The following is a 17,959-nucleotide window of genomic DNA, read 5'->3' as shown; positions in this document are numbered from 1 at the left end:
CGCGGCCACGGCTGACCGTGCCCGCTTCGAGTCAAGGCGCGTGGTTCCAAGGTGCTGGCGCCGCATACGGGCCTGCGTGGTTGTTTTCCACTGTCCACCCGGGGCCGGTGGGCCATGTGAACGCTCCGGTGCTGTCGTAGACGCGGTTGCCGCTCAGAACGGCTGTCGTCACCGAAGGATGGCTGACGTGGAACCCGGTGGCATTCCAGTGCGCCGTGTTCCCCGTCACCCAAAGCTGTGTGACCTGCAGCGGGTCGCCATCGCCGCCCCATGCCTGGATCCGCCCGCCCACCAGCACGTTGCGCGTCCAGACGACGTACGGCGACGCCATTGCCCCATCCGCATGCGCTCTCAGGGTGTGGTGGGTCGGATTGGCCACGTAGCTGTCCATCACCACCACTTTCGCCCCGTGGGTGCGAATGGTGGCTTGCAGGCCCGCCGTTTCCTGCACGACGCGGCTGTTGGCGATCACCAGGTCGGTGGCCTGTTGCGACCACAGGACGACGTTGTTCGACCGCTGGACCAGGCTTGATCGTTCAATCAGCACGCGGTGGGCGTGCATCACCTCGTTGAGCGATCCGGCTGGATTGACGCCCGTGAAACTCGCGTGGTTGATGTGGATATCGCTGTGGGCACCGATGGCAAAGCCACCGTTCCAGCTGCCGCCGTTGACCTGGACACGATCTGCACCGACGGTGAGGATTCGGGCGCCAACGGAGTCGTCGATGGTGCAACCTGCCATGTCGAGAACGATGTCGCTCACCCGCACCGAAACGGGTTGGTCGAACAGCGAACCCGGAACGCACACGATGCGCCGGCTGCCGTTCACCAGGGCGGCGGCGAGTTCAGCTGCGTTGCGGACCGTGTGCGTCGAAGTCGGCAAAGGCGAGGCCGGCAACCGAACGCCTGGCGCAGGCAACTGCGCGGCCGCGGTGGCAACGCTGTAGGGGGAAGACTGCGGCGGCGGCGCAGGCGCCGGGTTGGCCTCGGCCGCGGACTCGCCTGATCCGCCGCAGCCCGTCAGCAGGGCCGCCACTGCCACCGCATAGGGTGCCAGGGCTGGAAGGTCTTTGAGATGTTGAGGCTGCAAGAGGTCTTCGGCGGGTGTCGGCGGCCGTGCAAATCTTGTCGTGCCGGCCTCGACGGCGCATCTGCACCAACACAGGCCCGCCGCCGCAGGAACGCGTACACGTTTTCCCGTGAGTTTCGAGCGCGATGGTGGAAGCTGAGTGGAAAACCGCAGTCAGCCCCCGCGCTTCCACGTACGGGAAAGGGCGCTTGCAGCGCAGCCGCACGGAGAAAAAGATCGGCTTCCTGCCACTCCTGGAGAAACTCGTGCCCCACATCTCGTCTGTTAGCCGCCCCGGTGTTTTCTCGATGGCCGCATTGGCACTGCTTGTGTCTGCGGCGGCGTCCGCAACCGAAACGGCGCCGGAAAAAGCCGTGGGCATCAGCGGTACGGGCGAGCCGGTTGCGCTGGTGGATCTCGTGCCGCACCAACTGCCCGGTGCTGCAGTCGACTACGACCTGCGGGCCCGTCTTGTGAAGGTCGCGCCCGGTGGCGCCATCAACAATCATCCTCACGCAGGGCGCCCGGGAATCGTGCGAGTGGTCTCCGGCACGGTGATCGAGTACCGGGGCAGCGCGTCACGCACGCTGAAGGTCGGAGAGTTCTGGACCGAAACATCCGACGTCGTGCATTGGTTCCGCAACCCGAGCACCACGGAAGGCGCCGAACTGTGGGTGGTCGACCTGGTGCCTCGCAAAAAGTGAACCGCGGGCGCTCACGGCGCCGGGCGTCGCTCAACCCGGCGCGGCGCGGCCGCTCGAATCGTCGGTTGCCAGGTCCCACACCGCGATGAAGAGCGCAGCCACCACCGGGCCGATCACGAAGCCGTTGATGCCGAAGAGAGACATGCCGCCGATGGTGGAGATGAGCACCACCCAGTCGGGCATGCGCGTCTCCTTGCCCACGAGAATGGGGCGCAGCAGGTTGTCGACGAGGCCGATCACAAGCGTGCCGTAGGCGACCAGGCCCAGGCCCTGCGCCACCTGGCCCATCGAGAGCAGGTAGATGGCGATCGGCCCCCACACCATCGCGGCGCCCACCGCCGGCAGCAGCGAGAGGAAGGCCATCACCACCGCCCACAGCACGGCGCCTGGAATGCCCAGCACCAGCAGCGCCACGCCGCCGAGCGCCCCCTGCAGCAGCGCGACGAGGATGTTGCCCTTGACCGTGGAGCGCACGACGGCGCTGAAGTTCCTAGCCAGGCGCGCCTGCACGGCCGGGTCGAGTGGCGTGGCGCGCCGGATGCGCTGCATCAGCCGCGGGCCGTCGCGCAACAGGAAGAAGAGCAGGTACACCATCACGAAGAAGTTGACGGCGAAATCGAGCGTGCCCTGGCCCATGACCCACAGACGCCGTGCGATGGGCTGCGAGCCGCCGGCGGCGCTTTCCTTGAGCCGGTCCTGCACGCTCGACAGGTCGGCCAGACCGGCACCTTCGATGAGCCGCGTGGCCCAGGCGGGCAGGGCGCCCATCAGCCGCCGGTAGTAGGCGGCGAGGTCGATCTCTCCCGAGCGCAGCTTCTCGATCAGCGTGCTCGCCTCCTGCACCACCATGCCCGACACCAGCACCGCCGGCAGCACCACCAGCAGCAACACGAGCAGCGTGGTCAGCGCCGCCGCCCAGGTCGGCCTGAACCGCAGGCTGCGCTGCAGCCGGTTGTGCAGCGGCGTGAAGAGGATGGCGAAGGTGACACCCCACAGCACCGCGCCGAACATCGGAAAGATCACCCAGAGAAACGCCACCGAGACGGTGACCAGCAGGGTGACGAATGCTTTTCTTTGGAGGTCTTCTGTCTGCATCGCCCTCGCTGGGCAATCAGCGTTCCCACGGCCGTGCATAAGATGGCTGCCTCACAGGAGGCACGGATGGCGACCACGCGGCATGGGGACGGCAGCGCAGGCGATGCGAACTACGGCCGCATCGGTGGCGGTTACGCGCAGTATCGACAGCCGGAGCCGCAGATTGCCGCGTTGATCCGGCGTGCGCTGGGCGACGCGAAGACGGTGCTCAACGTCGGCGCGGGCGCGGGCTCGTACGAGCCGCGCGACCTGGCGGTGACCGCGGTCGAGCCATCGGCTTCGATGCGCGCGCAACGCCCGCCGCAGTGGCCCGCGGCCGTCGACGCGCAGGCGGAGTCGCTGCCGTTTGCTGACCGCAGTTTCGACGCCGCGATGGCCACCTTCACCGTTCACCAATGGGCCGACCTCGGCGCCGGGCTGCGCGAGATGCGACGGGTGACGCGCGGCCCGGTCGTGGTGATGAGCTGCGCGCCCGATGAGCTCGACCGCTTCTGGCTGCAGGACTACGCGCCCGAGGCGATCGAGGTCGAAGCGCGCCGCTACCCGCGCATCGACGAGATCGCAGCGCTGCTCGGCGGTCGGGTCGAGGTGCAGCCGGTGCCGATCCCGCTGATGTGCAGCGATGGCTTCGGCGAGGCCTACTACGGCCGCCCGGAGCGGCTGCTCGACGCCGGCGCGCGCCAGGCATGTTCGGCCTGGAGCTTCGTCTCGGACGAGGTGGTGCAGCGCTTCGTCACCACACTCCAACGCGACCTCGACAGCGGCGTCTGGGACCGCCGCCACGGCCACCTGCGCCGGCAGCCGCATTTCGAAGGTTCACTCAAGCTGGTGGTGGCGCACGCCGAAGGCTGAATGCAGTGCGCTGAGCGCGGCGCGCAAGGGGCCTGCGGTTATTCTTCCTGCCCATCAGAACAAGACTCCGGCTTTCCTCATGCCCCCGCGCACGCCCGCTCCGTCGCCAAGACGCCGCACCCAGACAGAACGCAAACAAGACGCCGAACAACGCCTGCTCGACAGCGCCGTCGAGCTGATCGGGCGCAAGGGGGTGAGCGGCCTCACGCTCAGCGAAGTGGGCGAGATGGCGGGCTACAGCCGGGGGCTGGTGTCGCACCACTACGGCAGCCGCGAGGCGTTCATCCGCGTCGTGGCGCAGTCTCTGCGCCAGCGTTTCATCGATGCCGAACAGCAGACGCACCCCGCGCCGGGGTTCGAGGCGCTCATCGCCAACGTGGAGCTGTACCTGTCGGGCAGCAGCCCCATCTCGCGGGCGGTCAACGTGATGCTCACCGAGGCCATCGTCGGTGGTGGCAGCCTGCTCGAAGACATGCGCAGCTTCACCGCCACCTCGCGCAAGTACTTCGCCCACCAGATCCGCGCGGGCATCGAGCGCGGCGAGATGCGCAAGGACCTCGACCCCGAAGCTCAGGCGGTGATGATCCTGGGCATGCTGCGCGGCGTGGCGGCGCAGGCCTTGCTCGACGACAAGGTGCAGAAGACCAAGCTGCGCGCCGAGATCGTGGCGACGATCCGGCGCATGCTGGCGGCCTGAGGGGCCGGGTGCTGCGCCAGGCTCAGAGCCAGCGCCACAGCTGCACCAGCCAGGCGGGCACCCGCCGGGCGGGGCGGTAGTTCTGTCGAAGTTGAGCGTTCATGGGGCTGCTCCGAATACTGTATGAAACAACAGTATAGGCGCGGCGCGCCACAACGCAAGCCCCACCGGCCTCACGCCGGTGGAGGGTTTTCGTGCAGCGCGAGTCTCACGGTCGTGTCCAGGCCGACGATGCGGCCTGCGGCGTAGCGGTTCTCCAGCGCGATGCTGCCCCCGAGCACGTCGACGATCTCGCGGCAGATCGCAAGCCCCAGCCCCGAGCCGCCGTTGACGCTGCCGGCGGCGAACGGCTGGAAGAGCTTGGTGCGCAGCTCCGGCGAAATGCCGGGCCCGGAATCGCTGATGACGAGCGCCGCGTGGCGGCCGTCGGCGTGCAGCCGCACGCGCAGCACGCCTTCGGCCGGCGTGTACTTGGCGGCGTTGTGCAGCAGGTTGCGGGTGAGTTCGCGCAGCGCCCATTCATGCGAGCGGATCGGCGCCGGCTGCGTCTCGATCTCGAAATCGAGGTGGCGCTCGCCGATGAGCGCCGACAGGTCAAGCGCGACCGCACGCACGATCTCCGACCAGTCGACCACCGGGGCGTCGCGCGGGTCCTGCAGCCGCAGCTGCTCGGCCTTGGCTATGGCGAGCATCTGGTTGGCGAGCACGGTGGCGCGCTCCACCGTCTGGTTGATCTCGCGCAGCGCCTGCACCGGCTCCACGTCGCCGCGCAGCGCCGACTGCACCTGCACCTTGAGCACCGCGAGCGGCGTGCGCAGCTGGTGCGAGGTGTCTCGCACGAAGCGCTTCTGGTGGTCGAGCAGGTGCTGCATGCGGCCCATCATCTGGTTGGTCGCGTCGAGCAGCGGGAGCAGCTCGGGCGTGGCGTCGTGCGCGGCGATCGGCGTGAGGTCGTTCTCCGTGCGGCGCACGATGTCTGAGCTGACGCGGCGGATCGGCTTCGTCGCCCGCTCGACGACGATCACCACCACGAGCGCGATGATGCCGACCAGCACCAGCTGCCGCCACAGCGTGGACAGCAGGATGCGCCGCGCCAGCGCCTCGCGCAGCTCGAGTGTCTCGGCGACCTGGATGGTGGCCATGCCCAGCGCCGTCGTCGACGACACGGGCTGCAGCAGCACCGCCACCCGCACCGCCTCGCCGCGGAAGGTGTCGTCGTAGAAATGCACCAGCGCGTTGTACGGCGTGCCGTCGGGCAGCGGGCCCTGCCAGGTCTTCAGCTCGTCGAAGCCCGAGACCAGTTCCGACGAGAAGCCGCTGACCTTGTAGACCATGCGGCTGCGCTGGTCGGCCTCGAAGGCTTCGAGCGCGGCGTAGGGCACGTCGGCCTGGAGCCGGGCCTCGGCGCCACTGCCGTCGACCGAGAGGAATTCGCCGATCAGCTTGGCCGACGCGAGCAGCGTGCGGTCGTAGGCCATGTGGGCCGAACCGGAGGCCTGCAGGTACAGGCTCACGGTGTTCACCGCAATCAGCGCCACGAGCGGCAGCAGGATGCCGATCAACAGCTGCATGCGCAGCGAGAGCTTCTTCATGGCACGGGTTTGAGCAGGTAGCCGAGCCCTCGCAGGTTGACGACCTGCATGCCGGTGTCGACCAGCCGCTTGCGCAGGCGGTAGACGATGACTTCGATGGCGCCGTATTGCACGTCGGGCTCGCCTGCGAACACCACTTCGAACAGCCGCTCCTTCGAGACGGCGTGGCCGGGGCGAGCCAGCAGGGCACGCAGCAGCGCCGACTCACGCGGCGTGAGGTCGAGCGGCGCGCCGCGGAAGTAGACCGCGGCGCTCGCGTCGTCGCAGCTCAGGCCGTGGAAGGGCGGCGCGCCTTCGGCCGGCGAGGCCGCAGACGAGGAAGGCGTGCCGGCGCGGCGGGCGAGGGCGCGCACACGGGCTTCGAGTTCGTCGAGGTCGAAGGGCTTGGGCAGGTAGTCGTCGGCGCCGGTATCGAGGCCGAGGATGCGGTCGCCGATCGTGCCGCGTGCGGTGAGCACCAGCACGGGCGTCTTGAGCCCGGCCTTGCGCGCTTGCGCGAGCACCTCCAGCCCGTCGAGGCCCGGCAGCGTGAGGTCGAGCACCACCACGTCGGGCACGCTCGCCTGCCAGCGGTCGAGTGCGCGAGCACCGTCGCCGCAGATCGTGACGTGGATGTGCTGACGCTTGAACGCACGTTCGAGCGTGGTCTGGATCTCGAGTTGGTCTTCGATGAGAAGCAGCTTCATGGCGCCACATTAGCACTTGCCCTAGCGGCGTTGACAGCCATTTGACAGCCTCGATCCCGAGCATCCCGTTCATCAGCCCCACGGCTCTCAACGGCGCACAGCCTCATCTCCCAACGAAGGAACATCATGAAAAAACACCTGATCGCTTTTGCCGCCTGCGCCTGCCTCGCAGAGCTGGCCAGCGCACAGACCTCGTCGGTCACGCTGTACGGCATTGCCGATGCAGCGGTCGAGCGCATCAAGGGGGCGACCAGCCTCAGGCGCCTGTCGTCCGGGCAATGGAACGGCTCGCGCTGGGGCCTGCGGGGCACCGAAAACCTCGGCGGCGGCCTGAGCGCCTTCTTCCAGCTCGAGCAGGGCTACACCATCGACAACGGCCAGCTTGGCCAGGGCGGCCGTGCGTTCGGGCGCCAGGCCTTCGTCGGGCTGTCGAGCCCGATGGGCGACATCCGCCTCGGCCGCCAGTACTCGCCCTTCGACGACGTGGCCGCGCTCGTGGGCACCAAGACCTACGACGTGCTCAACGTGGCGCGTGCCGTCGGCGTGGAAAACAACGACCGTCTCGACAACACCATCACCTACCTCACGCCCTCGCTCGCCGGGCTCGTGGTGCAGGTCCAGTACAGCCTGGGCGACGAACGCGCCACCACCGACGCGAGCCGCAATTCCAACAAGTCGTACAGCGTGGGCGGTGTCTACAAGAGCGGGCGTGTGATCGGGGGCTTCGCCTTCATCAACATCATCGACGTCGACGGCACCGCGGCCGGCGACCAGCGCCGCCGCGCGGGCATGCTGGTCGGCGGCTACGACTTCGGCGCGCTGCGCTTCAATGCCTACGCCCACGTGCAGGGCCTGGCCGCGGAGCGCAAGCGCATCCTCGGGGGCAACGTGCTGGTGCCGGTCGGCGCCTTCACCGGCGCCATCGGCGCCGCGCAGGTGACCGACGCCACCGGTTCCACGGCCGACGACGACGCAACGATCTTCACCCTGCAGGGCAAGTACGACCTGTCCAAGCGCACCTTCGTGTACGCCAATCTCACCTCGGTGTCGAACGGCGGCACGGCTGCGACCGGCTCGAACCTCGGCTTCAACAGCCCGCTGCGCGGCGAGTCGTCGAACGGCTTCCAACTCGGCCTGCGGCACGCCTTCTGAGCCGCTGGCCGCCCGGCGCAACGTGAAGCCGCTGCGACTCTCGTTCAAGCTGCCGCTCGCCTTTGCCGGCATCCTCGTGCTGATGCTGGCCGCGGCGATGTACGGCATCTGGGGGCTCAACCAGTCCTTGCGCACGTATGAGGTCTCGGTGGGGGCGAGCTTCGCCAGCGAGCGCGCTGCGCGCGAACTCGAGCTCGCCTTCCGCATGCAGAAGCAGGACTGGATGAGCACCCTGCTCAACGGCGCCGATGCCAAGGCGCGCGAGGCGCACTGGGCGGCCTTCCAGCAGCGCGAACGCGACGTCGCCGCCGCGGCGCAGCGCCTGGCCGCCACGATGGCCGACCCGCGGGCGGTCGAGCCGGTGCGTGCGTTCATCGTCGCGCACGGGCGGATGGGCCAGGGCTACCGCCGGGCCTTCGACGCGTTTACCGCCTCGAACTACGACCCCATGGCCGGCGACGCACTGGTGCGCGGGCTCGACGACGAATCGATCCGGCTGCTGCAGGCGGCATCGACCGCACTCGCCGACGACAGCCGCCGCGCCTCGCAGGCGGCCGACCGCGGCGGCGCCCGCGCGACGCTCCTGAGCGTGATCTTCATGGTGGTTACCGCCGCCATCGGCGTGTGCATCGCGCTGTGGATCAGCCGCAGCCTGCTGCACACGCTGGGCGGCGACCCGCTCGACGCCAAGCGCGCCGCGACCACCATCGCCGGCGGCGACCTCTCGCAATCGCTGCCGCTGCAGGCCGGCGACCGTGGGAGCCTCATGGCCGCTCTCGGCGAGATGCAGCAGCGACTGGCCGTCATCGTGGGCGACGTGCGATCGCACGCCGAAAGCGTGGCCAGTGCGGCGGCGCAGATCGCCTCGGGCAGCGGTCACCTCAGCCTGCGCGCCGAGCAGCAGACGGCCGCGCTGCAGCAGACTGCCGCATCGATGGAGCAGCTCTCGGGTGCGGTGCGACACAACGCGCAGAGCGCTGGGGCGTCGAGCCAGCTCGCCGCCGATGCGGCTAAGGTCGCGCGGCAGGGCGGCGCGGCGTTCGCCGAAGTCGTCGAGACCATGAATGGCATCCACGACGAAGCGCGCCGCGTGGCCCACATCACCGGTGTCATCGACGGGATCGCCTTCCAGACCAACCTGCTGGCGCTCAATGCGGCGGTGGAAGCCGCACGCGCAGGCGAGCAGGGTCGGGGCTTCGCGGTGGTGGCCGAAGAGGTGCGCACGCTCGCCCAGCGCAGCGCGCAGGCGGCCAAAGAGATCAGCGACCTCATCGGGTCGAGTGTGCGCAGCGTCGAGCATGGCAGTGCACTCGTCGACCGCGCCGGCGCCACGATGCGCGAGGTGGTGGCCGCGATCGACGCGGTGGCCCAGAAGGCCGACGAGATCAGCGCGGCCAGCGGCACGCAGAGCGGCGAGCTGGAGCGGGTCAGCGCCTCGGTGCAGCGCATGGACGAGGCCACGCAGCACAACGCCGCGCTGGTCCAGCAGTCGGCCTCGGCGGCCGAGCAGTTGACGCACCGCGCGCAGCAACTCGTGGCCGCGGTGTCGGTCTTCAAGCTGCAGGCGGGGCAGGGCGAGCCCGCGCAGGCCGAGGGCGAGGTGCCCGCCGAGCCGGCGCTCAGGTCTTCAGCTTCAGCAGCTGTGTGATGACGGTGGCGATGCCTTCCTCGAACTGAAGGAAGTTCTCGAACGCCGCGCCCGACAGGGGTGAGCCGACCCAGTTGTTGTCGAGCAGCGCATGCTTCCAGTGCGGTGTCTCGGTGGTCGCGGTGACCAGCTTCTGGAGCAGCGCCTTCTGGGCCTCGGTGATGCCGTTCGAGGCGAACACCGCGCGCCAGTTGGCCAGTTCGGTCTGCACGCCTTGCTCGCGCAGCGAAGGAATGCCGAAGAGCGCCTTGCGCGCCGACACCGCCAACGGGCGGAGCGCGCGGGTCTCGATGCTGCGCTTGAACTCGCTGTAGCCGGAGATCGCCACGCTCGCCTGGCCCGATTCGAGCAGCTTCACCGCTTCGTTGCCGCTGGAGGTCGGCTTGTATTTCAGCTTCGAGGTGTCGAGCTTGAGCGAGCGCAGCAGCATGGCGGCGAGCATGTGGTCGACGCCGCCGGCCGAGCCGCCGGTGAAGGTGACGCTCGCCACATCGGCGGTGAGCTTGGCGCTCAGGTCCTGCAGGCTCGGGATGCGGTCGTCGAAGAGGGTGCACAGCACCATGAAGTCGCTGGTGAGGCGTGCGACTGGCGCGAGCTGCTTCAGCGCTTCGGAGCGCTCCATCGCGAGTGCCCCCACCATCACCAGGCCGCCCACCAGCAAGGCCTGCGGGTCTGCGCGGTAGCGCTGCACGAAGTCGGCGAGGCCGAGGGTGCCGCCCTTGCCGCCCTTGTTCTCGTAGCTCACGCTCGACACCAGCCCCGCGGCCTGCATCGCCGCGCCGAGTTGGCGCCCGGTCTGGTCCCACCCGCCGCCGGCACCGGCGGGGATGTAGATCCTGAGTTTCTGCAGCATCGGCCCGCCCGGCGGCCGCGCCACCTGGGCCGACACACCCGGCACGGCCAGGCCCAGGCCGCTCGCGGCCGCGATGAGACACGCACGTCGATTCAGCATCTCGCTCTCCTTCGCACCACCTGTGCAAAACCAGTCTCGGAAACCGGCCTGTCAGATGGCTGTCAGCGCGCCCGGGGAATACCCGTGAGGCGGATGGGAGCCCCGGACTCCTAGCGTTACCCCCAGTGCGGATGAAAGCGGTTTGACAGATCCGCTGCCGACCATGCGGTCTCACACTTCTTTTGGAGGCGAGACATGCGCCGAGACACCTTCCTGAAATCGATCGTTGCGATGGCGGCCGCGGGTGCGCTGCCCACGCTGGCCCAGGCCAGCACGAACCTCAAGCTGATGATTCCCGCCAACCCTGGCGGTGGCTGGGACCTGACCGGCCGCGCCCTCGGCCGTGCCCTGCAGGACGCCGGCGTGGCCGCCACCGTGGCCTATGAAAACAAGGGCGGCGCGGCCGGCGCGTTGGGCCTGGCGCAGTTCGTCAACGCGAGCAAGGGCGACCCGAACGCGCTGATGGTGATGGGCGCGGTGATGCTGGGCGGCATCATCACCGGCAAGCCGCCGGTGTCGATCACGCAGGCCACGCCGCTGGCGCGGCTCACCACCGAATACAACGTCTTCGTGCTGCCGGCCGAATCGCCGCTCAAGACCATGAAAGACGTGGTCGAGCAGATGAAGCGCGACCCGGGCAGCGTGAAGTGGGGCGGCGGCTCGCGCGGCGCCACCGAGCACATCGCGGCGGCCATGATTGCCCGCGAGGCCGGGGTCGACCCGGTCAAGCTCAACTACGTGCCCTTCCGCGGCGGCGGCGAGGCGGTCGCGGCGATCCTCGGGGGCAACGTCACCATCGGCGGAAGCGGCTACAGCGAGTTCCAGCAGTACATCGACGCCGGCAAGATGCGCGCGGTGGGCATCACCGCGCCGGAGCGCATCAAGGGCATCGCGGTGCCCACGCTGAAGGAGCAGGGCATCAACGTGGAGATCGGCAACTGGCGAGGCGTCTACGGCGCGCCCGGCATCACGCCGGAGCAGCGCAAGGCGCTGATCGAGATGGTCGTGAAGGCGACGCGCTCCAAGGCCTGGGCCGAGTCGGTCGTGAAGAACGGCTGGACACCGGCGGTGCTGACGGGCGCGGAGTTCGAAGCCTTCGTCGAGCGCGACTTCGCGAGCCTGCGCGCCACCATGGTCAAGGCGGGCATGGTGTGAGCGCGGCCGTGTCGATGCGTTGGATGCGCAGGCGGGGCGACCAGCAGGTGCTGATCGGAGTCGGCGTCATCCTGCTCGCGGGCGGGGTGGGCGCCGGGGCCTGGGCCATCCCGAGCTTTGCGGGCTACGCCGGCGTCGGGCCCGACTTTCTGCCGTGGCTCGTGGCGTGCGTGCTCCTGCTATGCGGCGGCCTGCTCGTGTGGCACGCACGGCAGGGCGGCTACCGCGATTTCGAGGAGCCCTCGGGCGCGAGTGTCGGTGACTGGCGGGCCTTTGCGTGGGTGGCGGCCGGCCTGCTGGCCGTTGCCGCGCTCATCAAGCCGCTCGGCTTCGTGGCGGCCTGCCCGCTGTGCTTCGCGCTGGCCGTTCGCGGGCTGCGCCAGGCCGAAGGCAAACCGGCCGGCACGCTGCGCCAGACGCTCGTCGATGTCGCCACCGGCCTGGCCATCGCGGCGCCGGTGTACTGGCTCTTCCGCTTCCTGCTGGGCATCAACCTTCCTGCGCTGACCGCTGGCGGCGTCATCTGAAACACGACTGAGTTGTATATGGGCATTTGGGAGCAGCTGCTCGGCGGATTCGCCTCCGCCGGCACACCGATCAATCTCTTGTGGGCCTTCGTGGGCTGCGCACTCGGCACTGCGATCGGCGTGCTGCCGGGGCTCGGCCCGGCGGTGACGGTGGCGATGCTGCTGCCGATCACGACCCAGGTCGAGCCGACGGCGTCGATGATCTTCTTCGCCGGCATCTACTACGGCGCGATGTATGGCGGCTCGACCACCTCGATCCTGCTCAACACGCCGGGCGAGACGGGCACCATGGTGACCGCGCTCGAAGGCTTCAAGATGGCCAAGAGCGGCCGCGCCGGTGCGGCGCTCGCCACGGCGGCGATCGGCTCCTTCGTGGCGGGCACGCTGGCCACCGTGATGGTCACGCTCTTCGCCCCGGTGATGGCCGACTTCGGCGTGAAGCTCGGGCCGCCCGAGTACTTCTGCCTGATGCTGCTGGCCTTCACCACGGTGGGCGCGGTGCTCGGCAAGAGTGCGCTGCGCGGCATGACCGCGCTCTTCCTCGGCCTGGCCTTCGGCCTGGTGGGGCTCGACCAGATCACCGGCCAGGTGCGCTACACCGCGGGGGTGCCCGAATTCCTCGACGGCATCGAGGTCGTGCTGGTGGCCGTGGGCCTCTTCGCCGTCGGCGAGGCGCTCTACACCGTGCTCTACGAGGGGCGCTCGCAACCTTCGCTCAACCGCATGAACCGCGTCCACATGACGCGCCGCGAGTGGCGCCGCTCATGGCCGGCGTGGCTGCGTGGCACGGCGATCGGCTTCCCGTTCGGCGTGGTGCCGGCGGGCGGCTCGGAGATCCCCACCTTCCTCAGCTATGCCACCGAGCGCAAGCTCTCGAAGGACCAGGCCGAGTTCGGCACGACCGGTGCGATCGAAGGTGTGGCCGGCCCCGAGGCGGCCAACAACGCCGCCGTCACGGCCACGCTCGTGCCGCTGCTGACGCTCGGCATTCCGACCTCGGTGACGGCCGCCATCCTGCTGAGTGCCTTGCAGAACTACGGCATCCAGGTCGGGCCGCAGCTCTTCCAGAATTCATCGGCGCTGGTGTGGGCGCTGATCGCGTCGCTCTACATCGGCAACGTGATGCTGCTGGTGCTCAACCTGCCGCTGGTCGGCCTGTGGGTGAAGCTCCTGAAGATCCCGCGCCCGCAGCTGTATGCCGGCATCCTCATCTTCGCGACGGTCGGCGTCTACGGCATGCGGCAGAGCGCCTTCGACCTGGTGCTGATGTTCGGCATCGGCCTGCTGGGGGTGCTGATGCGGCGCTTCGACTTTCCCACCGCGCCGGTGATCGTCGGCATGATCCTCGGGCCGCTGGCAGAAGCGCAGATGCGCAATGCCCTGTCGATCGGCGAAGGGCACTGGTCGGTCTTCCTGCAGCGGCCGATCTCAGTGGCGCTTCTGGCGTGCGTGGTGGCGGTGCTGGTGTTGCCGCGGCTGATGAGCCTGCTTGCGCGGCGGGCGGCCGCGGTGCGGCCGGCCTGAGGGCCGGCCCCCACCGGTTCACGGCACGAGGATCGCGGCGCCGGTGGTCAGCCGGCTTTCGAGTTCGCGGTGGGCCTGCTGCACCTCGCGCAGCGCATAGCGGCGGCTGACCTCGGCCTCGACGGCGCCCTTGCGCACGGCGGCGGCGAAGACCGAGGCCGAGTGCTGCAGCTCTTCGCGCGTGGCGATGAAGCTGCGCAGGGTGGGGCGGCACACGGTGAGCGACTTGGCATGCAGCCGCTGCAGGTCGAAGGCCTCGACGTCACCCGAGGCGGTGCCGAAGTTGATCGCCATGCCGCGGGTCTGCAGGCAGTCGAGCGAGGGCAGGAACACGTCTTTGCCGACCGCGTCGTAGACCACGGCCACGCCGGCGCCGTGGGTGATCTCGCGCACGCGCTCGACGAAGTTCTCGCGACGGTAGTCGATCACGTGGTGGCATCCGTGCGCGAGCGCGACCTCGCGCTTGGCCTCGGAACCCACGGTGCCGATCACCTCGGCACCCAGCGCCCGCGCCCAGGCGCACAGGAGGGTGCCCATGCCGCCGGCGGCGGCGTGCACCAGCACCCGGTCGCCATGCTGCACGGCGTAGAGGCGGTGCAGGAGGTACTCGGCCGTCATGCCTCGCAGCAGGGTGGCGGCGGCGGTTTCAAGCGTCAGGCCCGCCGGCAGCAGCAGCGTGCGGCTGGCCGGCACGCAGCGCATGGCCGCATACGCGCCCGGGTGCACGTAGGCCACGGCATGGCCGACCTCGAAGCCTTGCACCCCCGCACCCACCGCCTCGACCACGCCCGCCCCCTGCGAGCCCAATACGACCGGAAATTGGGTGGTGCCATGCGGCCCGTGTGCGCCCTGGCGTTGGTAGACATCCGCGTAGTTGAGGCCGATGGCGTGCTGAACAATGCGCAACTCGCCCGGGCCGGGCGGCGGCACCTCGATGTCGGTGTACTCCAGCACTTCGGGGCCGCCGTGCCGGTGGGCGAGGACAGCAGGACGCAGCAGCGTGCTCATCGCGCGTTGTATATATAAAGTGACTTTTGATATATTAGATCATGGACCTGATTCTGGCCCGTCAATCTGCAGCCAGCACGAGCGCGAGCCTGCAAGACCGCATCCGCATCGCCGTCGAGCAGGAGATCCTCTCGGGCAGCTGGCCACCCGGCAGCGCGATCGACGAGAAGGCGCTGGCCGCGCAGTTCAAGACCTCTCGCACACCGGTGCGCGAAGCGCTGCTGGTGCTGGCGACGCAAGGGCTGGTGCAGATCGCGCCGCGCTCGGGCATCTACGTGCGCAAGGCGACGCCGGCTGAACTTGTGGCCACGCTCGAAGCGCTGTCGGAGCTGGAGTCGATCGTGGCGAGCCTCGCCGCGCGCCGCGCCACCCGCGAGCAATGCAAGGAGCTTGAAGTGGCGCTGTCGAAAGCCTCGGCCTGTGCCCAGGCCCAAGACCGGCGCGGCTACGAGCGCGCGAACGCGGTGCTGCACGAGGTCATCTACAAGGCGAGCGGCAACCCGGTGTTGGTGGAGCACGTGCGCTCGGTGCGCCGCACGCTCGCCGCCTACCGCCAGCGCAGCATGGACAAACCCGGCCGCATGAAGGCGTCCGACAAAGAGCATCACCTGATCGTGCAGGCCATCCGCGACGGTGACGCCGCCGCGGCGGCGCGTGCGATGCACCAGCACATCGATCTCGGTGGCGACGCGATGGTCCAGCTGGTGCTGGCCGCGCAGACGACCGCCGAGGCGGCTCCTGCCCACCCCGTGCCGCTGCCGGCGGCCAAGAGACGAAAGACCACCTCATGAGCCTCGCCGCACCCGCCGACCGATCGGCCCCCAGGATGATCCGCGCCGAAGACCTGTTCCCCGAGGTCGACACGGCGCAAGGGCGGGTGCGGGGCTTGACCAGCGACGGCGTGCATGCCTTCAAGGGCCTGCGCTACGGCGCCGACACGGGCCGGGCCCGGCGCTTTCGTGCCCCCGAGCCGCCGCCCACCTGGAGCGGGGTGCGCGACGCCACCAACTACGGCCAGTTCGCACCGCAGGCGCCGTCGAGCCGCCTGCGCGACTACGCCGACCTGATCAGCTTCGACCTCCAGGCCGGTGGCATGGGCGAAGACTGCCTGGTGCTCAACCTCTGGACGCCATCGCTCGACCGCAACGCGAGGAAGCCGGTCATCGTGCACTTGCACGGCGGCGGCTGGTACGGCGGTTCGGGCAACGCGCCCGGCTGCGACGGCGCGATGCTTGCCCGGCACGGCGATGCGGTCGTGGTCACGCTCAACCACCGGCTCGGCGCTTTCGGTTTTCTCGATCTTTCGTCGCTCAGCAGCGACTACGCCCACTCGGGGGCGATCGGCATGCTCGATATCGTGGCCGGACTGCGCTGGCTGCGCGAGAACGTCGAATCCTTTGGCGGCGACCGGTCGCGCGTGCTGGTGTTCGGCCAGTCGGGCGGTGGTGCGAAGACCAGCACGCTGATGGCGATGCCGAAGGCGGCAGGGCTCTTTCACCGGGCGGGTGTGATGAGCGGCTCGGTGCTGAAACTCGCCACGCCCGAATACGCGGCCGGCCAGGCCGAGCGCTTTCTCTCGGTGCTGGGCCTGAGCCGTGCGCAGATCCCGCGGCTGCACGAGATGCCGATGCAGCAGCTGCTGGCCGCGCAAGTCACGCTGGAGATGGGCGACCGGGCGCGCGGCGAAGCGCCGCGCAGCTTCGCGCCGGTGGTGCATGCAAACGGCCTGCTGCCGCGCCACCCCTTCGACCCCGACGCGCCGGAGGTGTCGGCCCAGGTGCCGATGATCATCGGCACCACGCTCGACGAGCGCAGCTACCGCACCGTCAACTTCGACCTCGACGAAGCCGGCCTCGAAGCCGTCTTCAAGCAACGTGTGGGGGCCGACGCGGCGCTGCTGCTCAAGGAATACCGCGACGAAGACCCGACGGCCAGCCCCTACCTGCTGCAGGTGCGTCTCGATACCGACATGGGCTTTCGCCGCGCCGCGCACCTGCAGGCCGAGCGCAAGGCGCTGGCCCTCGGCGCGCCGGTGTGGGCCTACCTCTGGCGGGCGCCGAGCCCCGCGTACGGCGGGCGATTCGGGGCCACGCACGGCGTCGACATCGGCCCGAGCCTGCACGACATCCGCCGTGCGCTGAACGGCCCGATGGACAGTCAGCGTCGCCTGGCGAAGATGATGTCGTCGGTGTGGGCCTCGTTCGCCGCCAAGGGCGACCCCAACAACGCCAACGTGCCGCACTGGCCGAGCTATACGCTGCCGGGCCGCGCGACGCTCGTGGTCGACACCGATCACGAGACGGTGATCGACGACCCGCGTGCGGCGCTGCGCCGCTACTGGTCGGAGCGTGCCGTCTGACGCGCGGCTCGCCGATGTCATGACGCGCACATGATGGGCGCGTTCCGGCGATGATGCGGGGTCCAGGACCACCGCGCCCGCGCCGCACGCCCGCATGAGCTTCGTTCCCGCCAGCCGACCCTCGCCCCAGCTCACCGACCACGCCTGGCACTTCGCCTTCGTCGGGCGCGAAATCCTCATCCCGGAGGCCGACAGCATCGCCCTGCAGCCGCTCACCACCGCGCTGCTCGCGCCGCTGGCGATCGGCCGCCACTACCTCGGCACAATGGCCGCCGTCGACTGCTGGGCGCTGGTGCTGCCTGAGGCGCCTCCCGGCTGGCGGCCCGTGCCGCTGCGCGCGGCCATGATGGCCTTGCCGCCGGAGCTGAGCGCGCTCGCCGGGCGCGCCGCGCAGATCGTCGAGTGGGACCGTAGCCACCGCTACTGCGGCGTGTGCGGCACGCCGACCGACCTGCACCCCGGCGAACGTTCGCGGGTGTGTCCGTCGTGCGGGCAAACAGCCTACCCGCGGGTGAGCCCCGCGATGATGGCGCTGGTGTGGCGCCCGGGCGAGCTGCTGCTCGCGCGTTCGCCGCATTACGCGAAGGGCATGTACAGCGCGCTCGCCGGTTTCGTCGAAGCGGGCGAGTCGCTCGAAGACTGCGTGCACCGCGAGGTGGCCGAAGAGGTGGGGGTGAACGTCGACAGCCTGCGCTACTACGGCAGCCAGAGCTGGCCCTTCCCGCACAGCCTGATGTGCGCTTTCACCGCACGCTGGGCGGGCGGCGAGATCGTGCGGCAGGAAGACGAGATCGAAGACGCGCAGTGGTTCCCGATCGACGCGCTGCCCAACGTGCCGCCGCGGTTTTCGGTGTCGGGCCACCTGATCCGCGACACGGTCAAGGCGATGCAGGACGGCACCCTGGGCTGAGCGCGCCGGAACGCGGTTTGCCGCGCAGT

The 17,959-nt window shown here is 69.5% G+C and carries 17 protein-coding genes; 11 read left to right on the top strand and 6 right to left on the bottom strand.

Annotated features, from left to right (window positions below):
* Positions 1 to 31 precede the first annotated feature (31 nt).
* Complete coding sequence (locus LRS03_RS05780; RefSeq protein WP_257824441.1) at positions 32 to 1,036, bottom strand: hypothetical protein; 1,005 nt, start codon at positions 1,034 to 1,036, stop codon at positions 32 to 34.
* Between the two features lie 242 nt (positions 1,037 to 1,278).
* Between LRS03_RS05780 and LRS03_RS05775 the strand changes: the two genes are divergently transcribed.
* Positions 1,279 to 1,773, top strand: coding sequence for a cupin domain-containing protein (locus LRS03_RS05775; RefSeq protein ID WP_257824440.1), 495 nt, complete (start codon positions 1,279 to 1,281; stop codon positions 1,771 to 1,773).
* Positions 1,774 to 1,803: 30 nt separating this feature from the next.
* Here LRS03_RS05775 and LRS03_RS05770 read toward each other — a convergent pair whose 3' ends face one another.
* Positions 1,804 to 2,868 (bottom strand): AI-2E family transporter, encoded by a 1,065-nt coding sequence (locus LRS03_RS05770; protein WP_257824439.1) that lies wholly within the window; start codon positions 2,866 to 2,868, stop codon positions 1,804 to 1,806.
* 66 nt (positions 2,869 to 2,934) lie between these two features.
* Between LRS03_RS05770 and LRS03_RS05765 the strand changes: the two genes are divergently transcribed.
* Both LRS03_RS05765 and LRS03_RS05760 read left to right on the top strand, forming a co-directional pair.
* Positions 2,935 to 3,720: a class I SAM-dependent methyltransferase gene (locus LRS03_RS05765; RefSeq protein ID WP_257824438.1), complete on the top strand. Its 786-nt coding sequence runs from the start codon at positions 2,935 to 2,937 to the stop codon at positions 3,718 to 3,720.
* A gap of 79 nt (positions 3,721 to 3,799) precedes the next feature.
* Positions 3,800 to 4,417, top strand: a complete 618-nt coding sequence (locus tag LRS03_RS05760) for a TetR/AcrR family transcriptional regulator (RefSeq protein WP_257824437.1) — start codon at positions 3,800 to 3,802, stop codon at positions 4,415 to 4,417.
* Between the two features lie 173 nt (positions 4,418 to 4,590).
* Here the strand turns inward: LRS03_RS05760 and LRS03_RS05755 are convergent, their stop codons facing one another.
* Positions 4,591 to 6,009, bottom strand: coding sequence for a sensor histidine kinase (locus LRS03_RS05755; RefSeq protein ID WP_257824436.1), 1,419 nt, complete (start codon positions 6,007 to 6,009; stop codon positions 4,591 to 4,593).
* Positions 6,006 to 6,695, bottom strand: a complete 690-nt coding sequence (locus LRS03_RS05750) for a response regulator transcription factor (protein ID WP_257824435.1) — start codon at positions 6,693 to 6,695, stop codon at positions 6,006 to 6,008. Before LRS03_RS05750 ends, LRS03_RS05755 begins: the two co-directional genes overlap by 4 nt.
* A 126-nt stretch (positions 6,696 to 6,821) precedes the next feature.
* Here LRS03_RS05750 and LRS03_RS05745 point away from each other — a divergent pair, with 126 nt between their 5' ends.
* Positions 6,822 to 7,847 (top strand): porin, encoded by a 1,026-nt coding sequence (locus LRS03_RS05745; protein ID WP_257824434.1) that lies wholly within the window; start codon positions 6,822 to 6,824, stop codon positions 7,845 to 7,847.
* Positions 7,848 to 7,869: 22 nt separating this feature from the next.
* Positions 7,870 to 9,495 carry a methyl-accepting chemotaxis protein gene (locus LRS03_RS05740; RefSeq protein WP_257824433.1) on the top strand — a complete coding sequence of 542 codons (1,626 nt, stop codon included), beginning with the start codon at positions 7,870 to 7,872 and terminating at the stop codon, positions 9,493 to 9,495.
* Here LRS03_RS05740 and LRS03_RS05735 read toward each other — a convergent pair.
* Positions 9,467 to 10,447: a Bug family tripartite tricarboxylate transporter substrate binding protein gene (locus LRS03_RS05735; protein ID WP_257824432.1), complete on the bottom strand. Its 981-nt coding sequence runs from the start codon at positions 10,445 to 10,447 to the stop codon at positions 9,467 to 9,469. The genes LRS03_RS05740 and LRS03_RS05735 overlap by 29 nt on opposite strands.
* A 195-nt stretch (positions 10,448 to 10,642) precedes the next feature.
* On the opposite strand from LRS03_RS05735, the gene LRS03_RS05730 reads away from it, so the two are divergent.
* The 3 genes from LRS03_RS05730 to LRS03_RS05720 are packed head-to-tail and all read left to right on the top strand — an operon-like array spanning position 10,643 to position 13,653.
* Entirely contained in the window at positions 10,643 to 11,602 is a 960-nt protein-coding gene (locus tag LRS03_RS05730) for a Bug family tripartite tricarboxylate transporter substrate binding protein (RefSeq protein WP_257824431.1), read from the top strand.
* Positions 11,599 to 12,129, top strand: coding sequence for a tripartite tricarboxylate transporter TctB family protein (locus LRS03_RS05725; protein ID WP_257824430.1), 531 nt, complete (start codon positions 11,599 to 11,601; stop codon positions 12,127 to 12,129). Before LRS03_RS05730 ends, LRS03_RS05725 begins: the two co-directional genes overlap by 4 nt.
* Positions 12,130 to 12,147: 18 nt before the next feature.
* Positions 12,148 to 13,653, top strand: a complete 1,506-nt coding sequence (locus LRS03_RS05720; protein ID WP_257824429.1) for a tripartite tricarboxylate transporter permease — start codon at positions 12,148 to 12,150, stop codon at positions 13,651 to 13,653.
* An 18-nt stretch (positions 13,654 to 13,671) separates the two neighbouring features.
* On the opposite strand, the gene LRS03_RS05715 is transcribed toward LRS03_RS05720, so the two are convergent.
* Complete coding sequence (locus tag LRS03_RS05715; RefSeq protein WP_257824428.1) at positions 13,672 to 14,661, bottom strand: quinone oxidoreductase family protein; 990 nt, start codon at positions 14,659 to 14,661, stop codon at positions 13,672 to 13,674.
* Positions 14,662 to 14,702: 41 nt separating this feature from the next.
* Here LRS03_RS05715 and LRS03_RS05710 point away from each other — a divergent pair, with 41 nt between their 5' ends.
* From LRS03_RS05710 to nudC, 3 genes are all read left to right on the top strand, one after another.
* Complete coding sequence (locus LRS03_RS05710) at positions 14,703 to 15,452, top strand: GntR family transcriptional regulator (RefSeq protein ID WP_257824427.1); 750 nt, start codon at positions 14,703 to 14,705, stop codon at positions 15,450 to 15,452.
* Positions 15,449 to 17,020: a carboxylesterase/lipase family protein gene (locus LRS03_RS05705; protein WP_257824426.1), complete on the top strand. Its 1,572-nt coding sequence runs from the start codon at positions 15,449 to 15,451 to the stop codon at positions 17,018 to 17,020. Before LRS03_RS05710 ends, LRS03_RS05705 begins: the two co-directional genes overlap by 4 nt.
* A 94-nt stretch (positions 17,021 to 17,114) precedes the next feature.
* Positions 17,115 to 17,930: an NAD(+) diphosphatase gene (gene nudC, locus LRS03_RS05700; RefSeq protein ID WP_257824425.1), complete on the top strand. Its 816-nt coding sequence runs from the start codon at positions 17,115 to 17,117 to the stop codon at positions 17,928 to 17,930.
* Positions 17,931 to 17,959 lie beyond the last annotated feature (29 nt).

The sequence above is a fragment of the Rhizobacter sp. J219 genome (assembly GCF_024700055.1).
Lineage (GTDB): Bacteria > Pseudomonadota > Gammaproteobacteria > Burkholderiales > Burkholderiaceae_C > Rhizobacter.
The sequence above is the reverse complement of the archived record's forward strand: the minus strand, read 5'-3'. Positions and strand labels throughout refer to the sequence as shown.

What these genes read in the sequence shown, in the direction of transcription:
- LRS03_RS05720 (WP_257824429.1), top strand. Translation starts at nt 12,148, where the DNA reads ATGGGCATTTGGGAGCAGCTGCTCGGCGGATTCGCCTCCGCCGGCACA.
- LRS03_RS05745 (WP_257824434.1), top strand. Translation starts at nt 6,822, where the DNA reads ATGAAAAAACACCTGATCGCTTTTGCCGCCTGCGCCTGCCTCGCAGAG.
- nudC (WP_257824425.1), top strand. Translation starts at nt 17,115, where the DNA reads ATGAGCTTCGTTCCCGCCAGCCGACCCTCGCCCCAGCTCACCGACCAC.
- LRS03_RS05765 (WP_257824438.1), top strand. Translation starts at nt 2,935, where the DNA reads ATGGCGACCACGCGGCATGGGGACGGCAGCGCAGGCGATGCGAACTAC.
- LRS03_RS05730 (WP_257824431.1), top strand. Translation starts at nt 10,643, where the DNA reads ATGCGCCGAGACACCTTCCTGAAATCGATCGTTGCGATGGCGGCCGCG.
- LRS03_RS05705 (WP_257824426.1), top strand. Translation starts at nt 15,449, where the DNA reads ATGAGCCTCGCCGCACCCGCCGACCGATCGGCCCCCAGGATGATCCGC.
- LRS03_RS05750 (WP_257824435.1), bottom strand. Translation starts at nt 6,695, where the DNA reads ATGAAGCTGCTTCTCATCGAAGACCAACTCGAGATCCAGACCACGCTC.
- LRS03_RS05760 (WP_257824437.1), top strand. Translation starts at nt 3,800, where the DNA reads ATGCCCCCGCGCACGCCCGCTCCGTCGCCAAGACGCCGCACCCAGACA.
- LRS03_RS05755 (WP_257824436.1), bottom strand. Translation starts at nt 6,009, where the DNA reads ATGAAGAAGCTCTCGCTGCGCATGCAGCTGTTGATCGGCATCCTGCTG.
- LRS03_RS05735 (WP_257824432.1), bottom strand. Translation starts at nt 10,447, where the DNA reads ATGCTGAATCGACGTGCGTGTCTCATCGCGGCCGCGAGCGGCCTGGGC.
- LRS03_RS05715 (WP_257824428.1), bottom strand. Translation starts at nt 14,661, where the DNA reads ATGAGCACGCTGCTGCGTCCTGCTGTCCTCGCCCACCGGCACGGCGGC.
- LRS03_RS05770 (WP_257824439.1), bottom strand. Translation starts at nt 2,868, where the DNA reads ATGCAGACAGAAGACCTCCAAAGAAAAGCATTCGTCACCCTGCTGGTC.
- LRS03_RS05710 (WP_257824427.1), top strand. Translation starts at nt 14,703, where the DNA reads ATGGACCTGATTCTGGCCCGTCAATCTGCAGCCAGCACGAGCGCGAGC.